Source organism: Leeuwenhoekiella aestuarii (assembly GCF_004104055.1).
Classification (GTDB): Bacteria; Bacteroidota; Bacteroidia; order Flavobacteriales; family Flavobacteriaceae; genus Leeuwenhoekiella; species Leeuwenhoekiella aestuarii.
Genome location: NZ_QOVJ01000016.1, coordinates 1 through 26,420, shown reverse-complemented (window position 1 = coordinate 26,420; position 26,420 = coordinate 1). Strand labels below are relative to the sequence as shown.

Genomic DNA, 26,420 nt, shown 5'->3' with positions numbered 1-26,420 from the left:
CGTTAACCGGGGGTAGTAGATACTATGATCCTGGTGAATTATATAAAACGGTTACTAAAGATGAGAATCACGATGGAGGCACTTCAAAGAACCATACCATCGAGGAGTTTACCGATAAGCAAGGTAGAGTAGTGTTGAAACGAACTTACGATAATTCTCAGCCTCACGACACGTATTATGTTTATGATGATTATGGAAATTTAACCTACGTATTACCTCCAAAAGCAGAGGCAACAGGAGGGAAGCCAAATGGCACAGAACTATCAGAGCTTTGCTATCAATATAGATACGATACTAGAAATCGTTTGATTGAAAAGAAGATCCCGGGTAAGGATAAGGAATACATTGTTTACAATAAACTGGATCAGCCTTGTATGACTCAAGATGCTAATCTGGATGCAGAGAATAAATGGTTATTTACTAAGTACGATGCTTTTGGGCGTGTCGCTTATACGGGCTACTGGTCTGGTAACGAGACTCGCGCTAATTTGCAGTCGGTTTTTGATGGTGCAGCAAGTCAGTATGAAACCCGTCAAACCACTCCAAAGTCAGGTTTAAGCGATCAACTTTATTATGATAATATAGCCAAACCGATAGGTGTTGCTGGAGTGTACACTATAAATTATTATGATACTTACTTACCAAATGGAGCGCAAGGAAAGGTCAGCGTTCCTTCTCAGACGAGTTATGGAGTAGCAATCACGACAAATGTTAAAACCTTGCTTACTGTAAGCAGAGTAAGAGTTTTAACAACCAATGATTGGATCACCACCACTACGGGATATGATAAGAAGGGGCGTGCAATCTGGATACGGACCGTGAATGAGTATTTAGATACGGATGATATTGTAGAGCTAAAACTTGATTTTACCGGTAAGGAGGAGGAAAGCAAAACGGTACATACTAAAAGTGGGCAGCCTACTATCACCACTATTGATAAATATGAGTATGATCATATGGGCAGGCTGATTAAGCAGAGTCAGAAGATCAACAATCAGTCTTATGAGCTTATAGCTTTTAATGAATACGATGAGTTAGGGCAGTTAAAGAAAAAGAAAGTTGGGAACACAGATACAAAGCCTTTACAAGAGGTTGATTATACTTATAACATTCGAGGTTGGTTAAAGACTATTAATAATCCTTCTAGTCTGGGTAATGATTTATTTGCTTTTAGGATTAATTACAATACAGCTGCACATAATGCCACAAAACTTTATAACGGAAATATCTCAGAAACAGAATGGCGTACAGCCAATACTGATAATTCATTGAAATGGTATAAATACGGTTATGATGCATTAAACAGGATAAAATTTGCTACCGATAATCTCAACAGGTACTCTTTAAATAGTCCTGCAGATCCAGTTGCTTATGACAAAAACGGTAATATAACCAGCTTAGTAAGAAAAGGGCATATTGTGGCAAACCCGGTTTCTACAAACAGTTCTCATTTTAATTTAATGGATGATTTGACTTTTGTTTATGACAGCGGTAATAAACTTTTAAAAGTAACAGATGCTAGATCGCTATCAAATACTATAAAAGGGCAGTTTAACGATGGGAATACCAATGGAAATGATTACAGTTACGATGTAAATGGCAACATGATACAAGACCTCAATAAGGGGATTACAAGCGTTCTGTACAACCACTTGAATATGCCAACGGAAATCAAGTTTAATAACTCGAACACGCAAAAAATCAATTATACCTATGCAGCCAATAGAAATAAACTACGAAAAGTTACTAACGATAACGGGAATATAACAACAACGGATTATTCAGGTAATTATGTCTATGAGAACAATGTACTGAAGCAGTTCTCGCATCCTGAAGGTTATGTAGAACCTGACGGTAGTGGATGGCAGTATGTGTACCATTTAAAAGATATATGGGAAAATACTAGAATCACTTTTGCGGATGATGATAATAACGGTAGTGTGAACAGTTCCGAAATAAGGAAAGAGCAAAACTACTATCCTTTTGGATTAGAACATCAAGGTTACAATAGCGTTTCTTATGGTGTTGAAAATAATCTTAAAACCTATCAAGGACAAGAGTTTACTAAAGACTTAAACTTAAACACACACGAGTGGAAATACCGAATGAGCGACCCAGCAATAGGTAGGTTTTGGCAAATAGACCCATTGGCTGAAAAATATACTTACAACTCAACCTATGCTTTTCAAGAAAATAAGCTAGGTTCGGGTGTTGAACTTGAAGGTCTTGAGAACTCTAGCTTTGAAGCTCGTCAAAGGTATAGAGATAAACAACTTTTAAAAGGTAATATTACCGCAGACGAATATATTGAACAAGGTAGTGCTGAAGGCTATGGAGCATTAGGGGCTATTTCTTTAATGATACCTGGACCAGAAGACGTAGCTATTTCAGGTTTTGTTGCTAGTAAGTTTGGTGGAAGTATTTTAAGAGGTTTAGCTAAAATTTTTACTAGAGGCGGAGACGAAGTTACTGATGCAGCTAAAATATTGGCAAGAAACAAAGAAATTGGAGCTAAAGGAGAGAAACTTGTTACAGATGGTTTATCAAAAGAATTTAAAGGAGATGATATATTAACACAGGTTACAGGTAAATTTGAAGATGGAACAACAACAAGACTTGATAATGTTGTAGTAGACCCAAAAACAGGTAAAATAAAACTTGTTAACGAGACAAAGACAGGAAATGCGAAACTTACGAAACAACAAGAAAGGTTTTATAATAATGGAGAGTCAGTAGAATTAGTTGGTAAAAACGCAGGTACTACACAAGGACAAACAATTAGTACTACGACTACAACGACAAGGACAACTACCGTAGACCCAAAAATATTGGAACAATAATGAAAATAACAGAAGCATCGAATAAATTATTAGAAGGGATTAGTTTAAGCTTTGAAAAAAAAGAGTTTAAATTAAATAAGAAAAAGAGAGAGTTTGTAAGAGATACAAATGGATGTTCTCAAATAGTTGATTTATTTTTTTTTAAAAAAGGAGATTCAATTACAATAAAACCAGAAATAAGAATAAAAATAAACGACATAGAAGCTATATATAAAACTATAACTTCAATTAACGATAGACCTTATTTGACATTAGGCAATCATCTTTTTGAAATATTGCGATACAAAAATGAAGGCTCGGAAAAAGGAGTAAGAACCAATGCTTTATCGAATTGGTTAATAAATGACGAAAATGATATTTGTAAACTTATTGAAGTTATACCTGAATATTTAGAAGAAACTATAATTCCATATTTTGACGAAAACAGTTCGATAGATAGAGTTGATAAAGTTTTGAACAAATATCCTCGTGAGCTTTCCGTTCATAATTATTTATATCCTTTGCGTGCCAACATAGCGATTATTGCAGCAAAACTAAATGAGAATCCTGAATTTGATAAACTCGTTGAGATATATGAGGAAGAATTGCAAGATGCAGAAAAAACATATAAGGAAGAGTTTTATAAATTAAAGAAGGAATTAAAATACAATCGTGAAAACAGCTAATAGAGTTTTAATTATGATACTGCTTCTAGTAAGTATATCCTCATGCTCTCAAAAATTGGATTGCACTGGGATTAAGTATGGTTATTTCATTATTCCAAACGATTCAGAAGGAACACAACCATATAGAATTATTAGAAACGATACGCTTCAAACAGAGGTTGATAGCGAAGGAATAGAAAGATACTCTAAAATAAAATGGTTAAATGATTGCAGCTACATACTTTTTTATGATGGAGATAAAATGACTTTAAATGATTTTCAAAGGAAAGTTAATCGTATTGGTGGTGTCATAGTTGAAATTACAAAGATAGAAGACAATTGTTTTTACTATACTTCTAATATAAAAGGAGACCCACCTAGCGAGCGGATTGATGGCGTAATGTGCAAAGAATAAATAAAAACCACAGCGAAAGTTGTGGTTTTTTATGCGTACGCTTTTTTAGTTTTAGTATCACGAATAAAGGCATCAATAATTTTAATAACCGTAGATTTATCATGTTCCCCCATCTATTGTACCTCTATCATTCATTTAAGCAGGTGCTACTCCAGCTCCTGATCTACATTACAGATCTAGGGCGTACCTACTAACCTACTTCGAAGGCATCTTCAATATTTCCAGTTACATCAATAAAGGGGCACTTAGCAGCGTTCATACTGTTCTATGGTATCAACGGAAGTCCCTACTACTTTTTACCCAGATCCCCTGAGATAGCTTTTTAGCCTTACACAGACTTAAAATGTGTGCTTCTAATGTCATATTTAAACACGTTAGAATGCTATATATCCATCGTATAAAGTAAATATAGCGAATATTAAAGAGTTTACAAGCCTTAACGGAATTCATGTCAATCTGATATAGTGGCAAAAAATATTGCGTTATATATATGCCAATATCATTTACATTTATTGAAAAAGTATTGCTAAATTATTTTATTCCTTAATCTTGCATAATCAACTAAACAGCTTCTCCCTCATATTTGCTAATCATAAAAGAGCTTCTCTCAATTCATAAATACAGACAACAAAAAATTGATCATATTCAATGAGTTTTCGTTATTTACTTGATCAAACTCAGTTTTATGTTCAAAATCAGATATTCTCTCATTTTATTAATTCCTGTATCACTATTTGCTCAAAATACGTTTCCAACTTCAGGTAATGTAGGGATTGGTACTACAAATCCCTCGGGAGCTTTAGAAATTAATCAAACAGTTAGTGATCGTGCATTTTTGATTAAACAACCTAACAATAGTCAGCAAATTATAATGCATCTTGCGAATAACAGTGCTGGGCAATATGGTTATTTGAATTTAGGAGGCAATACTCTATTAAGAGGAAATGGGATAAGATCATCTTTTGGAGGACCATTGGGAATAGGAACTCCTAATCCATCATCTATGCTCACTGTTAATGGTAATTTTGAATTCAGTCCCAAATCTGGCTCTTATATTAATTTGGGGATGGATCAACTTTCAAGTTTTATTACAGGTAAAACAGGTGCTTACATTTATTCAGGAGATGGTCCTAGAGGTATCATACCTGCAGGCACCTTAGTTCTTCAATCCAGATCTAATGTCGACAGGGATATTGTTTTTGTTTCAGGTGCTACACCGGCGGATCGCATGCGAATCAAGGGAAACGGTGATGTAGTTATAAATACTCAATTAACCGTTGGTTCTGCTGACACAAATATAGGTGCACATAAACTGGCAGTAGAAGGTTCAATAGGAGCTCGAGAAGTAAAAGTGCAAGCAAACGGTTGGTCTGATTTTGTATTCGAGAAGGATTACGATTTACCCACCTTAGAAGAAGTAGCAAATCATATAGAGCAAAAGGGTCATTTAAAAGATATCCCAAGTGCGGCAGAAGTTGAGAAAGAAGGGATTTTCTTGGGAGAAATGGATTCAAAATTGCTTCAAAAGATTGAAGAGTTGACGCTTTATACTATTGAACAAGAAGAAAAGATAGATGCTCAAAATCAAGTTATTCAAAAGATTTCCAAAAAGTTAGAGATTTTAGAACATATGTTGAAGACTTATAGCAATTAATAATCAAATAATTCCATTATGAATTTAAGAAAGTATAGTACCATTTTTTTGATATTAAAAACTTTTCTATCATTTAGTCAATTGTATAATTCTTCAGATAAAGTTGGTGTAGGTACAACAACTCCTCAAAAGAAATTTGAAGTTGAAGAGGGGATGCATATGAAGTTATCTCTTGGAGTGCAGGAGTCTCCAACAGGATCTTTAGAACCCTCCCTTTTTATTTCACGATGGCGAGGTACAGGAAATACATATGATAGCTCAATTATTCACGCTTTAAGAAGTGAAAACTATTATGGCTTAGCTTTTAGTACACTTAGTAACCATTTAGATGGTGACTTTTCCAGCTACAAGACAAAAATGTATTTAACTCAAGCCGGTAATTTAGGTATTGGCACTATAAATCCTGTTGCAAAGCTTGATGTAGAGGGTGGTGATTTTCATCTTGGAAAGGAGGTGTCGAGTAATGGGCAGCGTAGATTGTTGAGGATATATGGTTTTGATAGTGATAGACAATTTTTTGGGAGTATTCAAAGTAATTGGGAAGATGCTAGAAGAACCTTTGATATCTACACAAGCAGTTTCACAAATCAGATTAAAATTGATGCTTCTGCCAATCCTGATGGTAGAATTGTTATGCTTCCTGGAGATAATGTAGGTGTAAGTATAGGTACGCTAACGATGGGTCCTCATAAACTGGCAGTAGAAGGTTCTATAGGAGCTCGAGAAGTAAAAGTACAGGCAAACGGTTGGTCAGATTTTGTATTTCAAAAGGATTATAATTTACCCACTTTAGAAGAAGTATCAAATCATATAGCACAAAAGGGTCACCTCAAAGACATTCCAAGTGCGGCAGAAGTTGAGAAAGAAGGGATTTTCTTAGGGGAAATGGATTCAAAATTGCTTCAAAAGATTGAAGAGTTGACGCTTTACATCTTGGAACAAGATAAAGTCAATAAGAAACAAGCAATCTTAATTGAAAAGTTAGAAAAGCGAATAAATAAATTTGAAAATCAATAGGTCTTATGAAGAAATCGATTACAGGTTATCACAATTACTCAAGCTACATTTTATTTTTTTTGATTAGTTTTTTTAATAGCACTTTAGACTGCTTAGCTCAAAATACATTTCAAAACACTGGAACTAATGTAGGTATAGGTACAACCAACCCTTCAAAGCGGCTACATTTAGCAAACTTAGGTAGTAATAATGGTATTCAATTTGATTCAAAATTTAGGTTGAGAACCTCTGATGCGAGTAATAATCATTTTGTATTAGAGAATTTGACCTCAAACGGTTCTATTTATTTCAGGGGAGGGGGTTCAGAAGGCAAACTTATCTTAAATGATCAGGGAGGAAATGTGGGTATTGGCACAACGAGCCCTTCTGAAAAATTGGATGTGAATGGCAAGCTTAAATTGAACAATACACTAATAATTGATGGTATTGATACAGGTAATCCTAATGCTCAAGAAGAACAATTGCGATTGAGTGGTTATGGTATTTTAGGAAATAGAAAGAATATGTACATTACTAATGAGAATGTTCAAGGCAGTCTTAAATTTTATGTTGGAGGTAAACACGGCGCTGGTTCTCATTTGCTTATAAATAGCGATGGTTTTGTAGGAATAGGAACAGGTAACGCTGCAGGGTTTAAACTGGGTGTTAATGGAGCTATTAGAGCTAAAGAAATTAAAGTGGAAACGGGTTGGTCTGATTTTGTTTTTGAGAAGGATTATTATTTACCCACTTTAAAAGAAGTAGCAAATCATATAGCGCAGAAAGGGCATCTTAAAGACATTCCAAGTGCGGCAGAAGTTGAAAAAGAAGGGATTTTCTTAGGGGAAATGGATTCAAAATTGCTTCAAAAAATTGAAGAACTGACTTTATATCTTATAGCAGAAAATAAAGCAAATACCGTACAACAAAGACTCATAAATAAACAAGCACAATTAATAGCGAAATTAGAAAAACGAATAGAACAATTAGAAGCGGAATGATTAGAAAACTATTACATTTAGTGAAGTGTAAATCCATTTTAACTCTAACTTTTTTAGTTGGGACTATAACTTGTATAGCGCAAGATAACAAAATAGAAAATTCTGGAAATGTGGGCATTGGGTCATTAAATCCTTCTGAAAAACTACATGTAAACGGAAATTTGAGACTTCATCAAACTGGTAATAAAATTTACTGGGACTGGGGTAATAGGGCTATAGAACAATATTCATCAGGAGGAACCAGTAGAAGCATACGATTTACAAACAGCTGGGGAGGGAGCAATCCTGATGGGGGATTTGACTTTGCATTTCATGATGGTACATCTATTATGAGGATTATAAATCATAAAGTAGGTGTTTTAACAATAGATCCTAAAGAAGCTTTAGAGGTTAATGGTAATTCTCAGGTAAATAAAAATTTATACTTAGGTTCAAACGGTTTTGATAGTTCAACTCAAAATCAAAAATATGGTAGTAAGTTTTAATTGCAAGGAGTAAATAACAATATTGATGAGTTATGGCTTTCAAGATTTAATGAATCTAATAATATCTCGCAATTACGAGTAAATATTGGGGATGATTCAAGTAATCAGTTTTTGGATCAATTTGTTATTGGTGTTACTCAGTCCTCCACTTGGAATCCTCAGTTTACGGTTTTCAGTGATGGAAAAGTAGGTATTGGAACATCTAGTCCTGATGAAGCACTCACAGTTAAAGGAAAGATTCATACACAAGAGGTAAGAGTTGATCTTGATGGTGCCGTAGCTCCGGATTATGTCTTTAAAAATGACTATAAGCTTCTTGACTTAAAAGAAGTAAAAAGATTTATTCACAAGGAAGGTCATTTGCCTAATATTCCATCTGCATCAGAAATGAATAAAGACGGTTTGAATCTAAAAGAAATGAATCTTAAGTAGCTTGAGAAAGTCGAAGAATTGACCTTGTATATTTTGGATCAGAACGATGAAATCGAAAAATTGAAAACCAATTACAAAAATTTAGAAAAAAGAATCAATTAATTACCTGAACTAAAAAACGCATTTCTAAATGTGTAGCTTTAGTACGATAGTCTATTTCTTTGATAAAGTGAACATTTGCTAGCTGACCAAAATTAGCCTGTTGCTCCAGTTCATAGAGTAGCCCAAGTAAGTTATCAAAATCACCTGATAGTGCGATAGCGTAACTTGAAACCTTTAGCCCGTTAGAAGTAAAAGTATGCGGTTCTTCAATTTTGAGTATTTTGAGTTCATTCAATTTAGCATAACGATCTATTCGGTAAAGAAGGTTGTTTTGCCAGGAGGTTTCACTGATTTGATAAGCTGCAAGTAAGGAATCATACTTCTTATTTTTTTGCTTTAAACTGATGAGTTGAGCTGGTAAGTTTTTAGCTATTAATTGTTGATCTTTTAAATTATCATACTCCCTTTTTACTGAAAAGGTTTCAGAAAATGCGAGATAATAGCAAATAAAGAGTGCTAAAATGAAGCAGGCAGCAAGAAGTTTATTTTTGTTTTGTATCGTCATTATTCGTTCAATTCCAGATTGATTGTAAAGCCGGATAAGCCTTTGTCAAGTTGTTCTAAGTCTGCTATTTCTAATTTTTTTACAAATGGGAGGCGTTCCAGCTTTGAAATCCATTGTGATAAAATGCGGTTCTCTCGAGTTTGCCCAGATATAAGGATACGTTTTTCGCTCAGCTCTATAGCAGCATCTTCCTTAATGGTCTTGCTTAAGGGTTGATAATTGAGTTCATTAAGTAAAATTTCGTCCGGTAGATCTTTCACTAGTTGATCAATAAAATAAGAGGTCTTTGATCCTGAAGATTTTTGAACATCTTTTAGGAGCTGTTCTGTTTTTGTTACTTCCTCCTGAAGCTTTAAGACCAATTGCTTTTGAGTACTATTTAAAGTAGTGACTTCTCGTAATTCTTCAATTTCAGAGTAGTAAGAATTAAAAAATAAGAAATTTATAATTAGGGCTACTAATAAGAATCCGACTGCAGTTGGCAAGCCTAGTTTATAAATACGTTCTTGATGAAACAGTTGTTTTTTTTGGATTTGTCTTTCGCCGTAGCTAAATTCTGTCCGCCTATTACCAGTTGCTAAAACGAATGTTCCAGAAAAAGCTGCGATAAACTGTTCTTCCAATGGTATGCTCGAAACCGTAATTGTTTTGTCCAAACTTTTTTTGAGTAAGCCATTCAAACTCCATTGCGTAACATAAATTTTATTGGTGGATAAACTTTCAATAAACCTGTCGATGACTTCTTTTCTGCAAATGGCAATTTCAGAAGAAGTAGTGTTCTTATGAGCCTCGTAATAAAAGTCTTCAAGCTTAAGATTAGGAAATACTTGCTTTACTTGCTTATAGAGGTCTGTTTGAACCGTTGTCTCCTTTTTGATTACCTGAGTAGTATTGTAATTTAAAAAGACCTGACTTCCCCTAGGAATCTTCTCAAAGAGCTCTTCAAAATTGTCAAGGCTTTCAAAGGAAATAGGTTCAAGTTCACCACCAACAACTTTAGCTTGTACAAGCTGATAGGTTTGCGTTTCAGTATCAGTAATTACTTCTAATCCGTAATAAGTTGTTCCTTCTTTGAGTTTATGCAACCAACGATTAAATTGTGACATATTGAGTTAATAAATTATGGTAGGCTTGATCAGTACCGTAAGTTTGGCACGTTTATCGGTTCGGGTACGTTTACTAAATAGCCATTTTAGAATTGGAATTTTAGATAAAAATGGAACACCGGTACCGGTATCATCTTTGGAGCGCTCTTCAAGTCCTCCCAAAACTATAATATCATTGTTTCTCGCTTTAACAAGAGAAGTAAACTCACGGGAATTAATCCCCGGAGGTGCACCTTCAGCAATACGCTCACCATTAAAGTTAGATTGAATAACTTTCATATCCATCGTTACAATACCATCACCTGAAACTATAGGTCGTACATCTAATGACAATTCGGCGTCTATAGGCTGGTAATTTGTGATTTCTGAAGTAGCAGGATTTTGGGAACCTATAAAGGTTTGATTCGTTACAGCATAGTAACTAGTTTGACCGTTACTAAAGTAAGCACGATGTCCGTTCAGAGTGGCGATTCTTGGCGAAGACTTTACTTTAAAATTACCATTTGTTTCCTGTGCTTTTATGGCTGCGAAGAAATTAGGCATAACTGTACCAATATTGAAAAAACTACTTCCATCAATTCTTCCCAGTATTTTATTTACCGTATTGGCGCCTAGTTTAACGTCTAAGTCGGGAAATAGTTTACCTTGAGTTTGGGTAGCTTCAGTACCCAATCCCCATTCTACACCAGCCTCTAAGGTCGCATTTCTTGAAATTTCTAAAATCATGACTTCGATGAGAATAACGGGTACTGGTTTGTCTATGTCAGCGATAAACTTTTTAAAACGCTCAACATTTATGCTTGGACCACTAACAAAAAAGCTATTCAACTCTTTATCAACGCGAATGTCTAAGTCATTTTTAACTTCATCAGGAATGATTTCTAAAAAATCAGTATTTCCTGAATTTTCTGATCGATCATTGTAATTTTGACTTTGTCTCCGTGTATTGGTATATTGTGAAGTTCCTGAATTGTTATAGCCATCCTGATAATTACTAGTGCCAAAATTGGTATTATTAAAACCTGAATAGTTTTGATTAAAGCCAACTGTTCTCCCAGCTGTTCGTCCAGTACGTATAGGATCGTCCATCAATTCGATAGAACGATGCATAAGCGGGATAATCTGAACTGAACGGACAGAAAGCTGGTCTACGGCTCCAAAAAAGTAAATACCATCTATTTTTTTATAGGAAAAACCTGAAGAATTTGAGGGATTTACTTGCTGGTTTTGATTGTTAATAGCAGAGTTTGAGGGATATGATTGGTTAGAGTCTGATGCTTGTGATTGCGTTCTACCCTCAGAACCTTCAAATAAGATTTTAAGCATCTCATCGTAAGTGATATTTTGAGCTTTAAGACTGGCATTACCTGCAGCTTCTAAAGGAGAAGCAAGAAAATAGTCTTTATGGAGCTCATTACTGATGTCATAAACTACAGTAGCAATAGGAGTATTCTCAAAGTCTACATCTAATCTAGCTTCCAGAGTATCTAGAATTTTGTAATAAAAATCAGAGGATCTGCTTCGCACCGGGCGATTGGAATTATTTGAAGCTAAATCTTCTGGAAGTTCTTTACTTTCAAATACATAAAAATTATCGCGAGTTTTTGAAAGTATTAAGTTATTGGCAAAGGCTAACTTATCAAGCGCTGCATCAATAGGCATTTCTTGAATAAAGACGGTTAACCTGTTGTTTTCTAATCCCGGTCTGTAAACAAGGTTTTTACCGGTAACTGCAGTGATTTTTTTAAAAACATCGTATAAAATATCATTTTGTAGGTCTACAGATAAAGACTCGCGGTTTGGGTTATAATTTACGGGTATAATTCGCTCTTCAGTAGGTGGAATAGGAGCAGTATAATTCTTTATAGATAGAATAGAGCCCGTAAAATCTATGGTTAAGTTGTATTCTTTGCAAAGAAATAGTAGAACATCTTTAACACTTACCTGATTAAAATTATTAGCTACGGTAAGTTGGTTGAGGTCTGGACTTACATTTATATTTACATTGTGAATTCTGGAAATTGCTACTAAAAAATTGGGAAGTGTAGTATTTTGCAAGTCTACATTTATTTTTTCTTCCAGTCCAGGAATATCAACTTCCAAGCTTTCTAATTGATACCGCAATTGCGCGATACGATCTGAATTCTCTTGAGAGGAAACGAAAGAAATTGAAAAAACTATAAAGAAAAATAAAAGAAGGTGTTTCATAAATTTAATGTACCAGTAGTGAAAAGACTTCATCTAAAGAAGTTATGCCTTCTTTGATGAGTCTTGTTGCATGATCTTTAAGTTGTGGAATGTTGTTATGAGACAGGTAATTGTCAATTTCCAAGTGTTCTGCTTTAATAGCTGTTTGTAATTCTTTTGTAATAGGGATGATTTCATATAAAGCCATTCGGCCACTATATCCGGTATGATGACAAGCTTGGCATCCTTCAGCGATATAATGAGTTTTTAAATCGTCAGGTATTTTATAAGATTTTGGAAATTCTTCAACATTTATTGAAGTTTCCTTTTTACAAATTGTACAGAGCTTTCGCACTAAACGTTGTGCTACACTTATATTAAGAGTGCTGGCTATTAAAAATGGAGGCACTCCCATATCAATCAACCGGGAAACTGTGGCCCAAGCGGAATTGGTGTGTATGGTAGAAAGAACTAAATGACCTGTTAATGCAGCCCGAATCGCCATATTAGCGGTTTTAACATCACGAATCTCCCCAACCATAATTACATCCGGGTCCTGACGAAGAAAGGTGCGCATTGCACTGGGAAAGTCCAACCCAATATCCTCACGCAGTTGAACTTGATTAACTCCTTCAAGTGTATACTCAATAGGGTCTTCTATGGTTAGAATTTTTGTGCTCGCTTCATTTAATAATTTTAGGGTGGCATATAAGGTAGTTGTTTTTCCAGATCCGGTTGGACCTGAAATAAGAACTATTCCATTAGGGTTTTTAATGGCTTCTCTATAGGTCTTCAATTCCTCTTCTGTAAATCCCAAGTCAGCAAGATTTATAGTGCTGGTATCCTTACTGAGTATTCTAAGAACAATACTTTCCCCGTGTAAGGTTCGCAGCGTAGATACCCTAATATCAAATTCATTGGTTCCTATCTGCATGCTTATTCTTCCATCTTGAGGAAGCCTATTTTGCGAAATATCCAGAGAAGCTCGGTTTTTTATTTTATTAATGATTATGGGATATTCATCAATAGGAATATAGAACTGTTCCTTTAACTTTCCGTCTAAACGATAACGTACCCTACATTTTTCTTCAAAAGGTTCAAAATGCACATCACTACTGCCAATGGACTTTGCAGTCATCAGAATTTTTTCCAAAAAGTCTTGAGTATAACTTATGGCTTCCGCTTCTTGAATTGATGAGATTCTGTAATTTTTACTTAATAACGTGTCAACGAGCTCCGATTTCTCAGTAGTGAGTTCAATGGAAAGGTTCAAAATAACCTGAAGCTCATTTTGTAATTTTTCTAAGTCTTCAGCATCTGTATAACACAGGTATTTTTGATTGTTAATCGCGTAAGGAACAACCCGATACGAATAGGCATCCTCCGGAGCTATAATTTGTTGAATTTCAATCGGAATTTGTGAATTTTCAGTCATTAAATAAGATATAGTGTATCATAAAAACCTATCCAGTTTATTAGTAATATCAAACTAAAAAATAAAGAAATAGTACCTGCCAGCGGTATAGTTTGGGTTTTATTATTTTTTAAAATAATTAAATAAAACAGGAGACTAAACAGTATTGAAAAAACAAAGAGAATCATAAAAGTAGCTGGACTAAAAGAGAATGCTAGAGCTATAAAAAGTAAAAGATCTCCAAGTCCAATAGTTTCAAAAAAAGCTCTTTTCATAATAATTTTAGCATAGAGGTAGATGACTAATAAAAGAATACCTATTACAGTCATATTAATGGCAATACTTATTAAAAATTGAAAATATCCCGTTTCGGTAATATGTAATATTCCAAACGCAATCCCAACAATAGGAAATAAGAACCAGTAAACCAATCGGTGTCTTAAATCTTGGAGAAATATACTGAATAAAGTTACTATCAATATTATTTTGAATAATAAAATCAATCTTTTACAAGTTGTTTAGGGTTACCATTTTCATCTATTTCCCATTCATTCATAATACCGTCCCTATCAAAGTCTGTAATAGCAATAGCTCTTATTTTAAATCGATCGTTACTGGAATTCACGATTTCATAAATATAGTTTGAGGTGCCATTTTCCTGTACTGTTTTGGGAGCCTCAAAGTCTAATGTATTAAAATCGTCAGCATACGTTGAATTCAGGTAGAAATATTGAGTCTGAAGATTATAAATATATTTAAGTTGAATTTGTGCTTCCAGACTTTTAGCCTTAGAGATAAGCGGTAGTAATTTTGGAAGAGCTAATAAAAGCAATATGCCGATAATTGCTAAAGTGAATAACATCTCATTCAGGTTAAACGCAGGTACTTTTTTAAAAAATACTTTGAATTTCATAACGGAAAATTTGAAACAAATATATAAGGATTCACGTCAGGTTTTAAGATTTACATGTCGGAATTAATGAATCTAGACTATAAAGTTAAAAATTGTTAACATTATTTTATCTTAAAATTAAGAATTGAAGTGTAAATTTGTGAATAACTGTTAAATTAATTAATCCTTTCCCTACACAGGATTTTTATCTGCTTAGCCCTATGATAAAAACCTACTATTTCTTATTTTTCTTCTTATTTTTTTTTAAAACACAGTCACAACAACTAGCAAATACAGAATATCTTCAATTAACTGATGAAGAACTGTTAAATATTTATGACAATAGCCAAAACAAGGATTTGATAGAATGTGTATCAAAGATATATTTAGAGCGTGCTAAAAATGAAAACGATATCGTAAAAGTTGCCAGAGGTTATGATTTACTAGCAAGGCTTTACGATTTTAAAACAAATATTAAATATGCAGATTCTATAGTTCAAACTACTGAGAACCTTGAAAATAATAACAATTACCCAGCTATGGGATACTTATTAAAAGGTGCTTACTATTATTGTCTAGATGATTTTCAACACTCCTTTGACAATTATCTAAAGTCTCAAAGATATATACATAATGACGATTTAGATAAAATTTTGACTATACGGTTTGGTATTGCTGCAATCAAAGACAGGTGGGGAATGATAGATATAAATTATTCGCTGAAAACTTTAAAGTTAATCGAAGAACAATCGGATTACTTGAAGAACTATAAAATTGAATATTTTAATATTAATCAGAATATTGGATACCTATATATTGAATCTAAAGATACTCTTCTTGCCAAGCAATATTTTTCTAAGGCAAAATTGGTAATGAATGCTCAATCAGATCAAGACTTCTTGAATTTAAATACTCTTGCATTTGCAAAATTGAATTTGGTTACAGGACATTATAAAAAAGCACTAAAGCAGTATCAAAATATTCAATTTGACAATTTTGATCAAGGGGAAGTTGCTAATTATTTTATTAACCTAGGTAAAGTTTATCAGAATTTGAATGCCCCTAATGAAACTGTAAAGAATTATATAAAGGTTGATTCTTTGTACGTAAATTTTGACATACTCCCTAGTAACCTGCCTATAGTTTATAGTTTTTTAGCACTAAAAGCAGCAGAAAATCAAGATTCAAAAAAGCATTTGTATTATACTCAGAAACTGATTGAGGTAAATAATAAGATTAGTGATAATGTTAAAATTTTAAATCTTAAGTTTTATAATAGTGAAATTCTTGATCTTTTTTATGTCAGATCTAATAAAACGTTTTTCCAGAGAAAGATTTGGTTGTATTTTTTAGGATTTATTTCATTAGGGGGATTGATTTTAATCTTGGTCTTTAAAAACAAGAAATCGGTTAACATATATCTGTCAAGAACTTATGTAAGCTCATTTCTTATTGACTATACTAAAACGCATGATTTCGATGAAAGTTCAGTCGTAGAGGACGAGAATCAATCTCAAATTGATGGCGAAAAGAAGCATATACAAATTAATAATATTGGTGTCTCACAACAGGTTATTAACGATATTCTAGTAGGATTAGAGTCTTTCGAAAAAGAAAAGATATACTTGAAAATAGGTCGTTTAAAAGACGTCTCCGATTATATACATACAAATTCTTCTTACCTATCTAAGGTTGTGAATTTTTATAAGCAAAAAAGCTTTAGTGTTTATATCCACGAACTTAGAATTAATGAGGCTGTTTTTCAACTTAAAACTAATGCATTGCTACAATCCTACACTATTGAGGCTGTCTCAAAAGAGTTTGGATACAATAGTGCAGAATCATTTTCAAAAGCATTTAAAAAAATAGTGGGAATATACCCTTCCAAGTTTATCAAGGATACAGAACAAGTATCTTGAATCTTAATTTCAGTTATAGCACACCTATCGTTATACATAAGATACATTTAAAAGTAATTGTAAGTTCTTAAAGACTTAATACAATCTACTCTTTTAAATCAATACTCGTTTTTTGATAATCAGATGTGTTTTAATTCATTAATAAATAGTTCTACTTAATATTAAGGTTGTCTAATATTAGCGTATGACTTATAAAAATCTTACTTCCCAGAGACCTCTCTGTAGGCTACCGTTGTATAACCTCCTATGACTTTTACTTCTTCATTAGCATAAGGATAGTGTTCTAGTTCCTAATTAATAATATAAAATTTATAGGATAGGCCGTGCATAGTATCTGGTATTCGATATTAAGCATTTGATCCCCCTTCTCAAGTTTTAACTTCCCTCGTCAGCTTTTTGAATTCCCTTAAGCAGCATCGCTGTATTGCTCTTTTTTTGAAAGCAAAATACCAATAGTTTGAAGTTAGCCGGACAGCATAACCGCTTGTGCCGCGCTTTTATATGTCCTTACTAATTCAAACTCTTGAAAATGTATCAGCAACAAAAAAAGGTAACAGCGATAGGCAATAATGGAAGTAAATCAAAAATGAATCTTATGAAATCAGTTCAAAACATAACAAAAGAAGCGGGATCAAAAAAACATAAAACAAAAAAGGGAAACGCTCAGGATAACATAAGTAAATCATTTTTTGAAGATATAAAAGCAAACTGTCTAAAGGGTTTAGGCAGCATTTTTAATCATTTAAATTTTAGAGTTATGAGTACACTAAGAAACCAAGTACAGTTAATCGGAAACGTAGGACAAGAACCTACACTAACTACGCTAGAAAGCGGAAAAAAAGTAGCTCGTTTTTCAGTGGCTACCAATGAATTTTACAAAAATGCCAAAGGCGAAAAAACACAGGATACGCAATGGCACACCATTGTGGCTTGGGGTAAAACCGCTGATCTTATTGAGAATTATGTCACCAAAGGCAAAGAACTCGCTTTGAGCGGAAAACTCAAGTCTAGAAGCTATATCGATAGTGCAGGATTAAAACGCTATGTAACTGAAGTAGAAGCTTCAGAAATTTTATTACTGGGTAGTAAATCCGAGTAAACCTTTTAAAAAAGAGGGCGTTGCCGCTCAAAGTTTCGCCCTCTCATTAATCACTTTAATCTAATTAAAATGAGTACACAAAATAAACATTTAATCGAAACCCTTCAAGGATTTTGTGGAAGTACAACCTGCTACCAAATTCCCATGCTACGTGCCAAATATACCGAGGGCATTAAATACCTCGCAGACCAAGCACAATGTCACTGGCTAATTACGGATGCGGCGGTAGTGTGTAAAAGCCTTAAAAACAAGAGCAGCTTTATTCTGATTCTTTTTAAACGCAATCCAAAGAGCGTACAAGAACAAACTCATAAAGAGGCAAGGATTACCTATGCTAATGGTAAAGGAACTATTCTAATGGAACAGGAATACGAGTACACCGATTTTCCTTTAGATGAACTACGACTGTTTTTCGTAGACGATATGCTGATGCTCCCTAATGAATATTAAAGATAGGAAACTATGAAAACACGTATAAATGAAATAAGCCTGAGCTACCGACCAAAACGCAAGGCGGAGCATTGGCCACAAATTAGTTCTTCTTCTTTGGCTGCCCACGTGATTTATCAGAACTGGGACCAAAACACCATTGCCGTTTATGAATCCTTTAAAATCGTATTGCTTAATAACAGCAACAAGGTAAAAGGTATTTATCAAATTTCTGCAGGTGGAATCACAGGCACATTAGTAGATCTCAGACTGCTTTTTGCAGTGGCTTTAAAATCCTTATCTGTCGCTTTGATCTTAGTTCACAACCATCCCAGTGGAACTCTGAGACCCAGTGAAGCCGATAAGCAGTTGACCCGTAAAATAAAAGCAGGTGCCAATTTTTTAGATATTAAGATTTTAGACCATATCATCATCAATCCTAAAGGGGATTATTACAGTTTTGCCGATGATGGAATTTTATAATACTACACGATTTAAACTTTAGGCCTCTATTATTTAGAGGTCTTTTTTATGCCTGAGGCCTATCTTAAAATAAAATGTATTATATTTAAAAGGCTGACTAACAGCATTAAAATATATACAAGGTTATCCACTTTCTGACTTTCGCTGATAGCCTTTTAACCACAGATAACATACCTGAATTAAGGTTCTGAAGACTTTGCAATGGATGCTGCATGCTAACAAGGCAGCACCAGATTGTTTGAAATTTTGTTCGCTGGGGCGAACGAAAAGGAAAAGCAAGAGGGTAACCCGCTACGCGAGGTTACAGATATACCTTTTATTGCTAAACAGTTGTAAAACAGTCACCTGGTGGTTTGTAAATATCCTTTTCAATCAGACATTTGCGACAAACGGCCTTACAGCAACGATTTTCAGGGAGTTATTTGCGACAAAACAGCGAATTATGGACTCATTTACGGGAATTAGATTTAAAAAGAAGGTTGCTAAACGCTTTCAGGAATTTTCACAATCTCACTTCAAATCGCATACGGAAGCCTTGGAGGAAATGCTTGACTTTTTTCAATACAACGAGATTTCACCTAAGGAACGTTTGGGGCCTACCGGAAGAACTTTAGAAGCTAATCTTAAAAAGCGCATCAACGCGATCATCGCTATTATGCGTGACATCGAAAAGACCCAAACCAAACCTACACAAGCGATGTTGCAATCCCTGTTTGAAGTAGGACCGCAACCAGAAAAACCACTTCTTGTCGAAAAGAAATATGCTCCTAAGAAGCCGGAGTAGCTTTTAGAACAAAATTAAATCTAGAGAACCAATTAAAAAGAATAATCCGATGTACATCACCATATCCCCACAAAAGCAAGGCGGTCATTATCCTAAAAGTTCTGCAGACTTTGTCAGCTATTTGGAAAAAGAAAATGCAGAAGAGGTTTTAGCGTATACCGAGTATTTCTTTAACCATGATCACGATGAAATTCCCGCAACACAAGTCGTTCAGAAAATTGATGGAAATACCGCGAAACTCAAAGCCAAAGAACCGAAATTTTACTCCATAATCGTGAGCCCTTCAACATACGAACTCCAAAGACTACAAAACAGCAGTAAGGAGCTGAAAGCCTATACCCGGGAATTGATGAAGGATTATGTTGCTGCTTTCAATCGAGAGATTCATGGACGTCCTCTAAGGATTCAAGATATTATGTATTTCGCTAAAGTGGAACACCAACGAACCTTTAAAGGGACCGATGTTCAGGTACGGGAAAATCAACCTTATGCGATCAAAATACTAGCCTTAAAAAATGAAATTCGAAGAATCAAACAAGGAAGAAGCGCCGGAGATCTTAAAAGTCTAATCCGGCGTGTTGCCCAGTTGGAACAACAAGCGCCTCACCAACAAAACGGAAAACGCATTGTGCAAGGAATGCCCAAAGCCGGGAATCAAAGTCATATACATATTATCGTAAGTCGAAAGGATGCTTCGAACGCTGTCAGCCTATCACCGGGAAGTAAATACAAAGCCTCTGAAGTAACGATCAACGGGAAGCTGGTGAAACGAGGATTCGATCGGGATGCTTTTTATAGCAAAGCCGAACAAACCTTTGACAGGCTGTTTCAATATCAGCGTAATTATGCGGAATCCTATAAAGCTCGTAAGGAATTTGTCAAAAATCCTAATGGATATTTTGCAGCCCTCTTGAAATTACCGGCTAATGAAAAGGCACTCGCTTTTAAGATACTGTCAAAAGCTGAGCTTCCTTCCATACCCGGTGTATCCATCAACAAAGCACAAATCGCATTGCGTGTTTTTAAACGCTTAAGACGTGGAGCGGAAGTGGCGATCAAATCAAGCTCTATTGGAATTTAAGGTTATGATACTCGATCAGATCCCAACAATAGCATATCTAGCTATCGCATATATCGTGTTTTGTCTGGTTATGTACACGATCTCAAAATTTGGTTTTGTTATAAATAGTATAGTGCTTTTTATAGTGATCGGGTACGGGGCATTTCAAGAGGACTGGAAGCTAATAGTGATGTATATAGGCTGCCCGTTAATGCTTATCAACATGGTGTGTTACGTGTATTTGGGGGGCTCAGAGGAAAAGCATCCGGTAGACAAACGCTATACCGTTTCATTTAAAACAACACAAGGTATTTTTAAAATTGAAAATATCATGCGGGGTGCATCCATTATCGGTGCTGCAGGGAGTGGTAAAACAGAAAGTGTAGTCTATAGTTTTTTACAACATTTTCAAAGCAAAGGATTTTGTGGATTGTTACACGATTATAAAGATTTTGAACTTACCGAAATGGCCTATCCGCTGTTTAAGGAAGGTTCAATTCCTTTTAAGATTATTTCTTTTGATAAGATTATCCATCGCGTCAATCCCATTGCACCGTGCTATCTGGAGAATGAAGAAAGCGTTAACGAAGTATCCCGGGTGTTGATAGAAAATCTTTTAGAACAGCGGGAGAGTGGGGCAGCAGGCACTTCCAAATTCTTTAACGATGCCGCAGAAGGTTTGATCGGTGGGCTGATCTGGAAACTGAAGACCGATTATCCGCATATTTGTACACTACCCCATTTAATAGCCATTTATCAACTACTAAACACCGAGAGTTTGGTCGAGTTTTTAAAAACCAATACGACTTCCAGAGCGATGGCCGATGCGTTTATTAGCGGAAAGGATTCTGATAGACAAACCGCTGGAGTAAAAAGTACCCTGGCCAATGCGCTAAAGCGTATCAGTACCCAAAGCATTTTTATGACCCTGTCTGCAGATGAAGTTCCCTTAGCGATTAATAGCAAAGACAATCCCTGTGTGCTTTCTATTGTGAACAACCCTAAATATGAAACAGCCTATGCTCCGGTGATTGCTACGATCATTCATACCCTTACTAAACAAATGAGTGTACGGGGTAGGCAACCCGCTTTTTTGATGATGGAAGAAGCTCCTACGATCCGGTTATTGAATATGCACCGCATTCCGGCCACTTTACGAAGCTATAATATTGCAACGCTGTATGTGATGCAAGACAAAATTCAAAATGACATCATGTACGGTGAAAAGGCAAGCAAGGCAATATTGAGTAATCTATCCTATCAGTTTTTTGGAAAAGTAAATGATCCGGATACCGCTAAGTACTACGAGCGTTTTTTTGAAATTGTTAAAAATCCTACCAAGAGCATAAGTAAAGCCGTTAATATCTTTAAGTCAGATACCCGAATTACTACTGGTGAGCGAGAGGCCTCTAAAAGAAGAGCAGATCTTTTTTTTAGACTGAAACCTGGGGAGTTTATAACCTTTGCTGATGGAAAGGATAAAAAAGTACGATTTGAATTACCCGAAATATATCGGGATCTTCCTACAGTAGATCAGTCCTATTCCAGGACCGATTTAAAAGAAAATTTTGAACGGATCTATAATGAGGTTCGGGCCATATTTAGTTAAATATTAAAGGATTGAAAATACTAATAGCTACAATCAATTCGGATTATTGACAAACCGATGTGCAATTTTGAGATCTAGATCGCGCTCCTCATTTTGATCTCGAAGTTTTACGATCTCGCGGCTGTAATAACTCATGGAAAACTTGGCTAATACATAAACAAATCGGGCACATTTCCTTTTTTTACTCTCATACCTTTTTTATATTATGCTGCGATGATTTCTTGGTTTTGTTCCGCGATTCGACACCGACCTCTAAAAAGTTTACATCATATTCAAACCGGAATTATTTTCAATTTCGAATACGAAATACAATATTTCCTGCTCAAAAATGATGTTTTTGTAGTTATTGGACTCCATAGCTGCGCTGAGACAGATACCCTAAATCTTGTTCGCGATTCAAAAGTTTTGAACTAATCGCTTTAATTTGATTGAGTTTTAAGAGTCTAACAGTTTATAGCTCCAAGAAAAAGATTTGTTTTACTCCGATTAAAACTTTGATCATTTCTAATAATTCAATTCTTTTCGAATTTAATTTAGTACTATATTATTATTCAGGTTTTTAAATAATTATGCTTACTTACATTTTCGAGTTAATATTTTTTATGCATAAAACTCTAATGTTTTGAATCTATTACTCTTATATCATAAATTTTTATGATATAAGAGTAATTAATGTTGTTTCCTTTAAGGTTTTTATTTTGTTTTAGAAAACAAATAATTTTTTTATTAACCTTCGGCGATAATATCATGAGGAATATCCAATTAAATAATCTATCTCTTTTTTTACTGCTGTTTTTTTCAAATATTTTATTTTGTCAGCAAACTCAAACTGAACTTCCAAGTTACTCTCCTCCAAGTCCGACTGCATATGAACTTGGTAAGTTTGGAGAACTTCCAATAGGTTTATTTACCGGAGCAAATAAAGTTTCTTTGGATTTATTACAGTATAATACCAGTTCAGTAGAAATACCATTATCATTAACATACAGTTCTAATGGAATTCAAGTAGATCGTCTTGCTACTAAAGTGGGTTTAGGATGGAATTTAAATGCTGGAGGAGTAATTACACGTCAGGTAAATCATAATCCTGATGAAGAAAGTGGTTATATCCGACCAAATAGCACAGACTATAATTCACAAGCGTGGGCTGATTATTTCTACAATATGATTTATTCCATTCCTGGTCACGCACAACCCTTAGCAATTGATAGTCAACCAGACATATTTACATTTAATTTTTTAGGGCATCAAGGAAGGTTTACAATGGATAACTCTCAAAACCAAAGAAGAATAGTGCCATTAGACAATATTACCTACGATATCGTTTACGTTTCGAGTGGAGACGGAAGTTTTAAAATAATCGATCCAGATGGTAATACTTATTATTTTGAGGAGATTGAGAGTACACGATCAGATAGAATTGGTGGTACTGGAGAGACTAATTTCTTAGGTAATTACATTGATACAGCCTGGTATTTAACGAGAGTTATATCTGTAAAAAATGAGATTGTCTACTTTGATTATTTAGATGAAGACTATAACTATGTTTCTGCTCAATCACAATACGTTCGATTGAAAACGAATATATATCAAACACATTCAGACGATGTTTGCGGTATTCCGTACCCTAATCCATATCAATCCCCTATCATAAACCATAATCTTTTAGTAAAGGGTAAAAAACTTTGGAAGATAAGAAGTGATAATCCATTAAATGGAACCGTAGAGTTTTCGTATGATTTAACTCATTCCCAGGTAAATGGTTATGATTTTCTTACTGGAATAACGTTAAAAAATAGTAATAATAGTGATGTTGAAACAATTCAATTAAGTTATATGAATCAAAATGAACGGTACTTTTTAGAGGGCTTAGATTTTGATGATCCTAACAAAACTTACAGGTTTGAATATATCAATTTGCCAGGTCTTCCTGAAAGACTTTCAAAGCAGAAGGATCATTGGGGCTATTTTAACAACAACGCCAATTCAAAAATATACCCGGATATAGATAATGTTTTTGGTGATAGAGTAAGGAACCATTTTGGTAATGGAGCCAATAAAGAAATAGATACTGTAAAATCTAAAATAGGATTATTAAAAAAACTTATTTATCCTACTAAAGGCTATTCAGAATTTGAGTATGAGAGTAATTCATATAATGAGCAACAGGAAATAGTTGATTACGAAAAGGTATATATGGAGGTTGCTACACTGGATTCTCAGAGGAGTGGTGGGTCTCAGCAGCTGTTAATAACAAGTCAAGAATCGGAAATCGTACCTTTGGAGATAAGACTTGATCCCAATTATTATGGTTGTTCTTCCACCGATTTTCCGGCAGCTGCAGATCAAAAACTTTCTATAACCATTCAGAACTTAACCTTTAATCAATCTAGTATTATAAAGCGAAATATTCCTGGTTTAGGTATAAAACCTTTTGGTAATAGTTTAGGTTTTAATCAAGGGTTTTCAAATGATGAATGGTATTTTGATCTTCGAGCAGATAGTCAATATAAGATAACAATTGCAGTGTATTATGAATGTTTGCGAGGAAATCTAAATTTTGAATATTCTAGTAGTGCCTCAACTTATGAATTTGTAAATGTTAAAACCGGCGGTCAAAGAATTTCTGGTTATAAAAATTACAGTCATTCAGGTGAGCTTTTAGACCAAAAGAAGTATTATTATGCTAAGAGAACAAACCTATCCCGCTCAACAGGTTTAAAAGGAATTACTCCTCAATATACGACAAACAGTTTTGCTAGTGGTTCCTGCACGGCGTATAGCGCGTCAGGACAATGCGCAATGTGGATTCAGTATTTTACAACGTTAAACTCAGGTGCTATTCAAGCCTTATTTAATACAGATGTACAAACCATTAGATATACTGATGTAATCGAAAGTTCAGGTGGAGGTAATTTTGAGAATGGCGGTATTCAACACACCTATAAATTTGCCAGACCAAATCAACCGTACCAAATATTTAATGCTCTTGATCCTATTTTTTCTGAAGGAGATCTATCCTGGGGTGATGGCCTTGAGACTGAGAGAGTGTATTTTAAAAAAGATGGCTCTTTGTTTAAAGATGTTTTAAAGGAACAATATTTTTATGTTCGAGACAATCGCATAACTGATACCGTCTATGGTTATCCAATCAGTTTGCGGTATTACAAATATTGTGCAAATTACCCAAGTGGCAGCAAAGAGCTTGTGCCAACAGAGTTGAATGTCAGCAGATATTATATTTCCCAAAATTGGCATTATTTAAGTCATAAAAGGGTTACAAATTTCGATACCGAAAACGCTCCAATTGTTTCTAATGAATATTACTATTATGATAACCCTGAACACGGTCAATTATCGCGCATTGTTAAATCTTCGAGTTCTAAGAAAAACATATTACAGCGAAAATTATATCCCCATGATTTAAACTCCTCAAATCCGATTGGGCTTGATCCGTTTAGCTTAGATGAAACCTCTTCCATTAACCAACTAATAGCTAACCATCGTATTATTGAACATCTTCAAAGTGAAGTTTATGTAGATGATGACAATAATGGAGTATTTGATTCTGATGAACTAATTAGCGCTCAACGAACCAATTATAAGATAGATTCAGGGATAGTACAGCCTGAATCGGTTCAGACTTTAAAGGGTTTGTACAATTCAACAACTAACAAGTTACGGGATCGGATTATCTACCACGACTATGACAGTTACGGTAATCCATTAGAGGTAAGTAAGGATGAAGGCTCTCATATTAGCTACTTATGGGGTTATAGTGGTGAATATCTTGTAGCCAAGATTGAGAATGCTACTCAGGCCGAGGTTACGACAACAGGATTGAACCAAGCTATTCTTACCAACCCTTCTAGTACGAATGCGCAGCGTACTACCGAGCTCAATAAAGTGAGAAACGGACTTCCCAACGCTATGGTCACCACCTATGAGTATGAACCTTTGGTGGGAGTGACTAAAATTACCGATCCTCGTGGTCAGGAGATGACCTATGAGTATGATGATTTCAATCGACTTAAGACGGTTTTGGATGATGAGATGAAGTTATTACAGGAGTATAAGTATCATTATAAAAACCAATAGGAAGATGAAACAGTTTTACTTAAGTGTAATCGCATTATGTATTGGTTTTTTGGGCTTCGGCCAGAAATATTATCCTCAATCAGGTAATACCTATGTTGTAGCAAGTGGTAGTTCCGCTAACCTTACAGATCCGGTAAGCCTTACTTTAGGTCCGAATACCCATATACAAAGTGGCGCAACTTTTACTGCTAAAATAGTTCCTGAAGCAGCTGTTGTATTTCCAAGCTATTCTAACATAACCTTGAGTGATCAGAATTATGTTTTTA

Annotated in this window: 22 protein-coding genes and 1 pseudogene; 17 read left to right on the top strand and 6 right to left on the bottom strand. The window is 34.7% G+C overall.

The annotated features are described in order from the left end of the window. The 8 genes from DSM03_RS19005 to DSM03_RS18505 all read left to right on the top strand — a co-directional run. On the top strand, window positions 1–2,840 hold a 2,840-nt coding region (locus DSM03_RS19005), incomplete at its 5' end, for an RHS repeat domain-containing protein (protein WP_420813171.1). Next, complete coding sequence (locus DSM03_RS18535; RefSeq protein ID WP_128763452.1) at window positions 2,840–3,505, top strand: hypothetical protein; 666 nt, start codon at window positions 2,840–2,842, stop codon at window positions 3,503–3,505. The genes DSM03_RS19005 and DSM03_RS18535, both read left to right, overlap by 1 nt. After that, window positions 3,492–3,899, top strand: coding sequence for a hypothetical protein (locus DSM03_RS18530; RefSeq protein ID WP_128763451.1), 408 nt, complete (start codon window positions 3,492–3,494; stop codon window positions 3,897–3,899). Before DSM03_RS18535 ends, DSM03_RS18530 begins: the two co-directional genes overlap by 14 nt. Before the next feature lie 685 nt (window positions 3,900–4,584). Next, entirely contained in the window at window positions 4,585–5,553 is a 969-nt protein-coding gene (locus tag DSM03_RS18525) for a hypothetical protein (RefSeq protein ID WP_128763450.1), read from the top strand. An 18-nt stretch (window positions 5,554–5,571) separates the two neighbouring features. Next, on the top strand, window positions 5,572–6,570 hold the full coding sequence (locus DSM03_RS18520) for a hypothetical protein (RefSeq protein ID WP_128763449.1): 999 nt from the start codon (window positions 5,572–5,574) through the stop codon (window positions 6,568–6,570). A gap of 5 nt (window positions 6,571–6,575) precedes the next feature. Next, a complete protein-coding gene (locus tag DSM03_RS18515; RefSeq protein WP_128763448.1) occupies window positions 6,576–7,550 on the top strand; it encodes a hypothetical protein in 975 nt (324 codons plus the stop codon). Then, window positions 7,547–8,035 carry a hypothetical protein gene (locus DSM03_RS18510; RefSeq protein WP_128763447.1) on the top strand — a complete coding sequence of 163 codons (489 nt, stop codon included), beginning with the start codon at window positions 7,547–7,549 and terminating at the stop codon, window positions 8,033–8,035. Before DSM03_RS18515 ends, DSM03_RS18510 begins: the two co-directional genes overlap by 4 nt. After that, window positions 8,036–8,467 (top strand): tail fiber protein, encoded by a 432-nt coding sequence (locus DSM03_RS18505; RefSeq protein ID WP_128763446.1) that lies wholly within the window; start codon window positions 8,036–8,038, stop codon window positions 8,465–8,467. 94 nt (window positions 8,468–8,561) lie between these two features. Here the strand turns inward: DSM03_RS18505 and DSM03_RS18500 are convergent, their stop codons facing one another. Genes DSM03_RS18500 through DSM03_RS18475 form a run of 6 tightly spaced genes read right to left on the bottom strand, consistent with a single transcriptional unit; the run spans window position 8,562 to window position 14,694 of the window. Continuing rightward, window positions 8,562–9,074, bottom strand: coding sequence for a hypothetical protein (locus tag DSM03_RS18500; protein ID WP_128763445.1), 513 nt, complete (start codon window positions 9,072–9,074; stop codon window positions 8,562–8,564). Next, the gene (locus DSM03_RS18495; protein WP_128763444.1) at window positions 9,074–10,180 is read right to left on the bottom strand and encodes a PilN domain-containing protein; all 1,107 of its coding nucleotides are present in this window, start codon (window positions 10,178–10,180) and stop codon (window positions 9,074–9,076) included. The genes DSM03_RS18500 and DSM03_RS18495 overlap by 1 nt, the downstream gene beginning before the upstream one ends. Window positions 10,181–10,186: 6 nt before the next feature. Then, window positions 10,187–12,388 carry a type II secretion system protein GspD gene (locus tag DSM03_RS18490; RefSeq protein ID WP_128763443.1) on the bottom strand — a complete coding sequence of 734 codons (2,202 nt, stop codon included), beginning with the start codon at window positions 12,386–12,388 and terminating at the stop codon, window positions 10,187–10,189. Between the two features lie 4 nt (window positions 12,389–12,392). After that, window positions 12,393–13,802, bottom strand: a complete 1,410-nt coding sequence (locus tag DSM03_RS18485) for a GspE/PulE family protein (RefSeq protein ID WP_128763442.1) — start codon at window positions 13,800–13,802, stop codon at window positions 12,393–12,395. After that, window positions 13,802–14,284 (bottom strand): general secretion pathway protein, encoded by a 483-nt coding sequence (locus DSM03_RS18480; protein WP_161568072.1) that lies wholly within the window; start codon window positions 14,282–14,284, stop codon window positions 13,802–13,804. Before DSM03_RS18480 ends, DSM03_RS18485 begins: the two co-directional genes overlap by 1 nt. After that, complete coding sequence (locus DSM03_RS18475) at window positions 14,281–14,694, bottom strand: prepilin-type N-terminal cleavage/methylation domain-containing protein (protein ID WP_128763440.1); 414 nt, start codon at window positions 14,692–14,694, stop codon at window positions 14,281–14,283. The genes DSM03_RS18480 and DSM03_RS18475 overlap by 4 nt, the downstream gene beginning before the upstream one ends. Window positions 14,695–14,894: 200 nt before the next feature. On the opposite strand from DSM03_RS18475, the gene DSM03_RS18470 reads away from it, so the two are divergent. The 9 genes and pseudogenes from DSM03_RS18470 to DSM03_RS18430 form a co-directional block, all read left to right on the top strand. After that, entirely contained in the window at window positions 14,895–16,592 is a 1,698-nt protein-coding gene (locus tag DSM03_RS18470; protein WP_128763439.1) for a helix-turn-helix domain-containing protein, read from the top strand. Window positions 16,593–17,349: 757 nt separating this feature from the next. Then, on the top strand, window positions 17,350–17,691 hold the full coding sequence (locus DSM03_RS18465) for a single-stranded DNA-binding protein (RefSeq protein ID WP_128763454.1): 342 nt from the start codon (window positions 17,350–17,352) through the stop codon (window positions 17,689–17,691). Between the two features lie 69 nt (window positions 17,692–17,760). Then, entirely contained in the window at window positions 17,761–18,141 is a 381-nt protein-coding gene (locus DSM03_RS18460) for a DUF6876 family protein (RefSeq protein ID WP_128763438.1), read from the top strand. A 12-nt stretch (window positions 18,142–18,153) separates the two neighbouring features. Continuing rightward, window positions 18,154–18,603, top strand: a complete 450-nt coding sequence (locus DSM03_RS18455) for a JAB domain-containing protein (protein ID WP_128763437.1) — start codon at window positions 18,154–18,156, stop codon at window positions 18,601–18,603. Between the two features lie 442 nt (window positions 18,604–19,045). Then, window positions 19,046–19,422: pseudogene (locus tag DSM03_RS18450) on the top strand (BfmA/BtgA family mobilization protein); the annotation flags it as partial. A 14-nt stretch (window positions 19,423–19,436) separates the two neighbouring features. Further along, on the top strand, window positions 19,437–20,468 hold the full coding sequence (mobB, locus tag DSM03_RS18445) for a MobB family relaxase (RefSeq protein ID WP_128763435.1): 1,032 nt from the start codon (window positions 19,437–19,439) through the stop codon (window positions 20,466–20,468). A gap of 4 nt (window positions 20,469–20,472) precedes the next feature. Further along, window positions 20,473–22,056, top strand: coding sequence for a type IV secretory system conjugative DNA transfer family protein (locus DSM03_RS18440; protein ID WP_128763453.1), 1,584 nt, complete (start codon window positions 20,473–20,475; stop codon window positions 22,054–22,056). A gap of 930 nt (window positions 22,057–22,986) precedes the next feature. Further along, window positions 22,987–26,154: an RHS repeat domain-containing protein gene (locus DSM03_RS18435; RefSeq protein WP_128763434.1), complete on the top strand. Its 3,168-nt coding sequence runs from the start codon at window positions 22,987–22,989 to the stop codon at window positions 26,152–26,154. A 4-nt stretch (window positions 26,155–26,158) separates the two neighbouring features. Then, window positions 26,159–26,420 (top strand): hypothetical protein (locus tag DSM03_RS18430; RefSeq protein ID WP_161568071.1); only part of this gene is annotated, 262 nt, incomplete at its 3' end.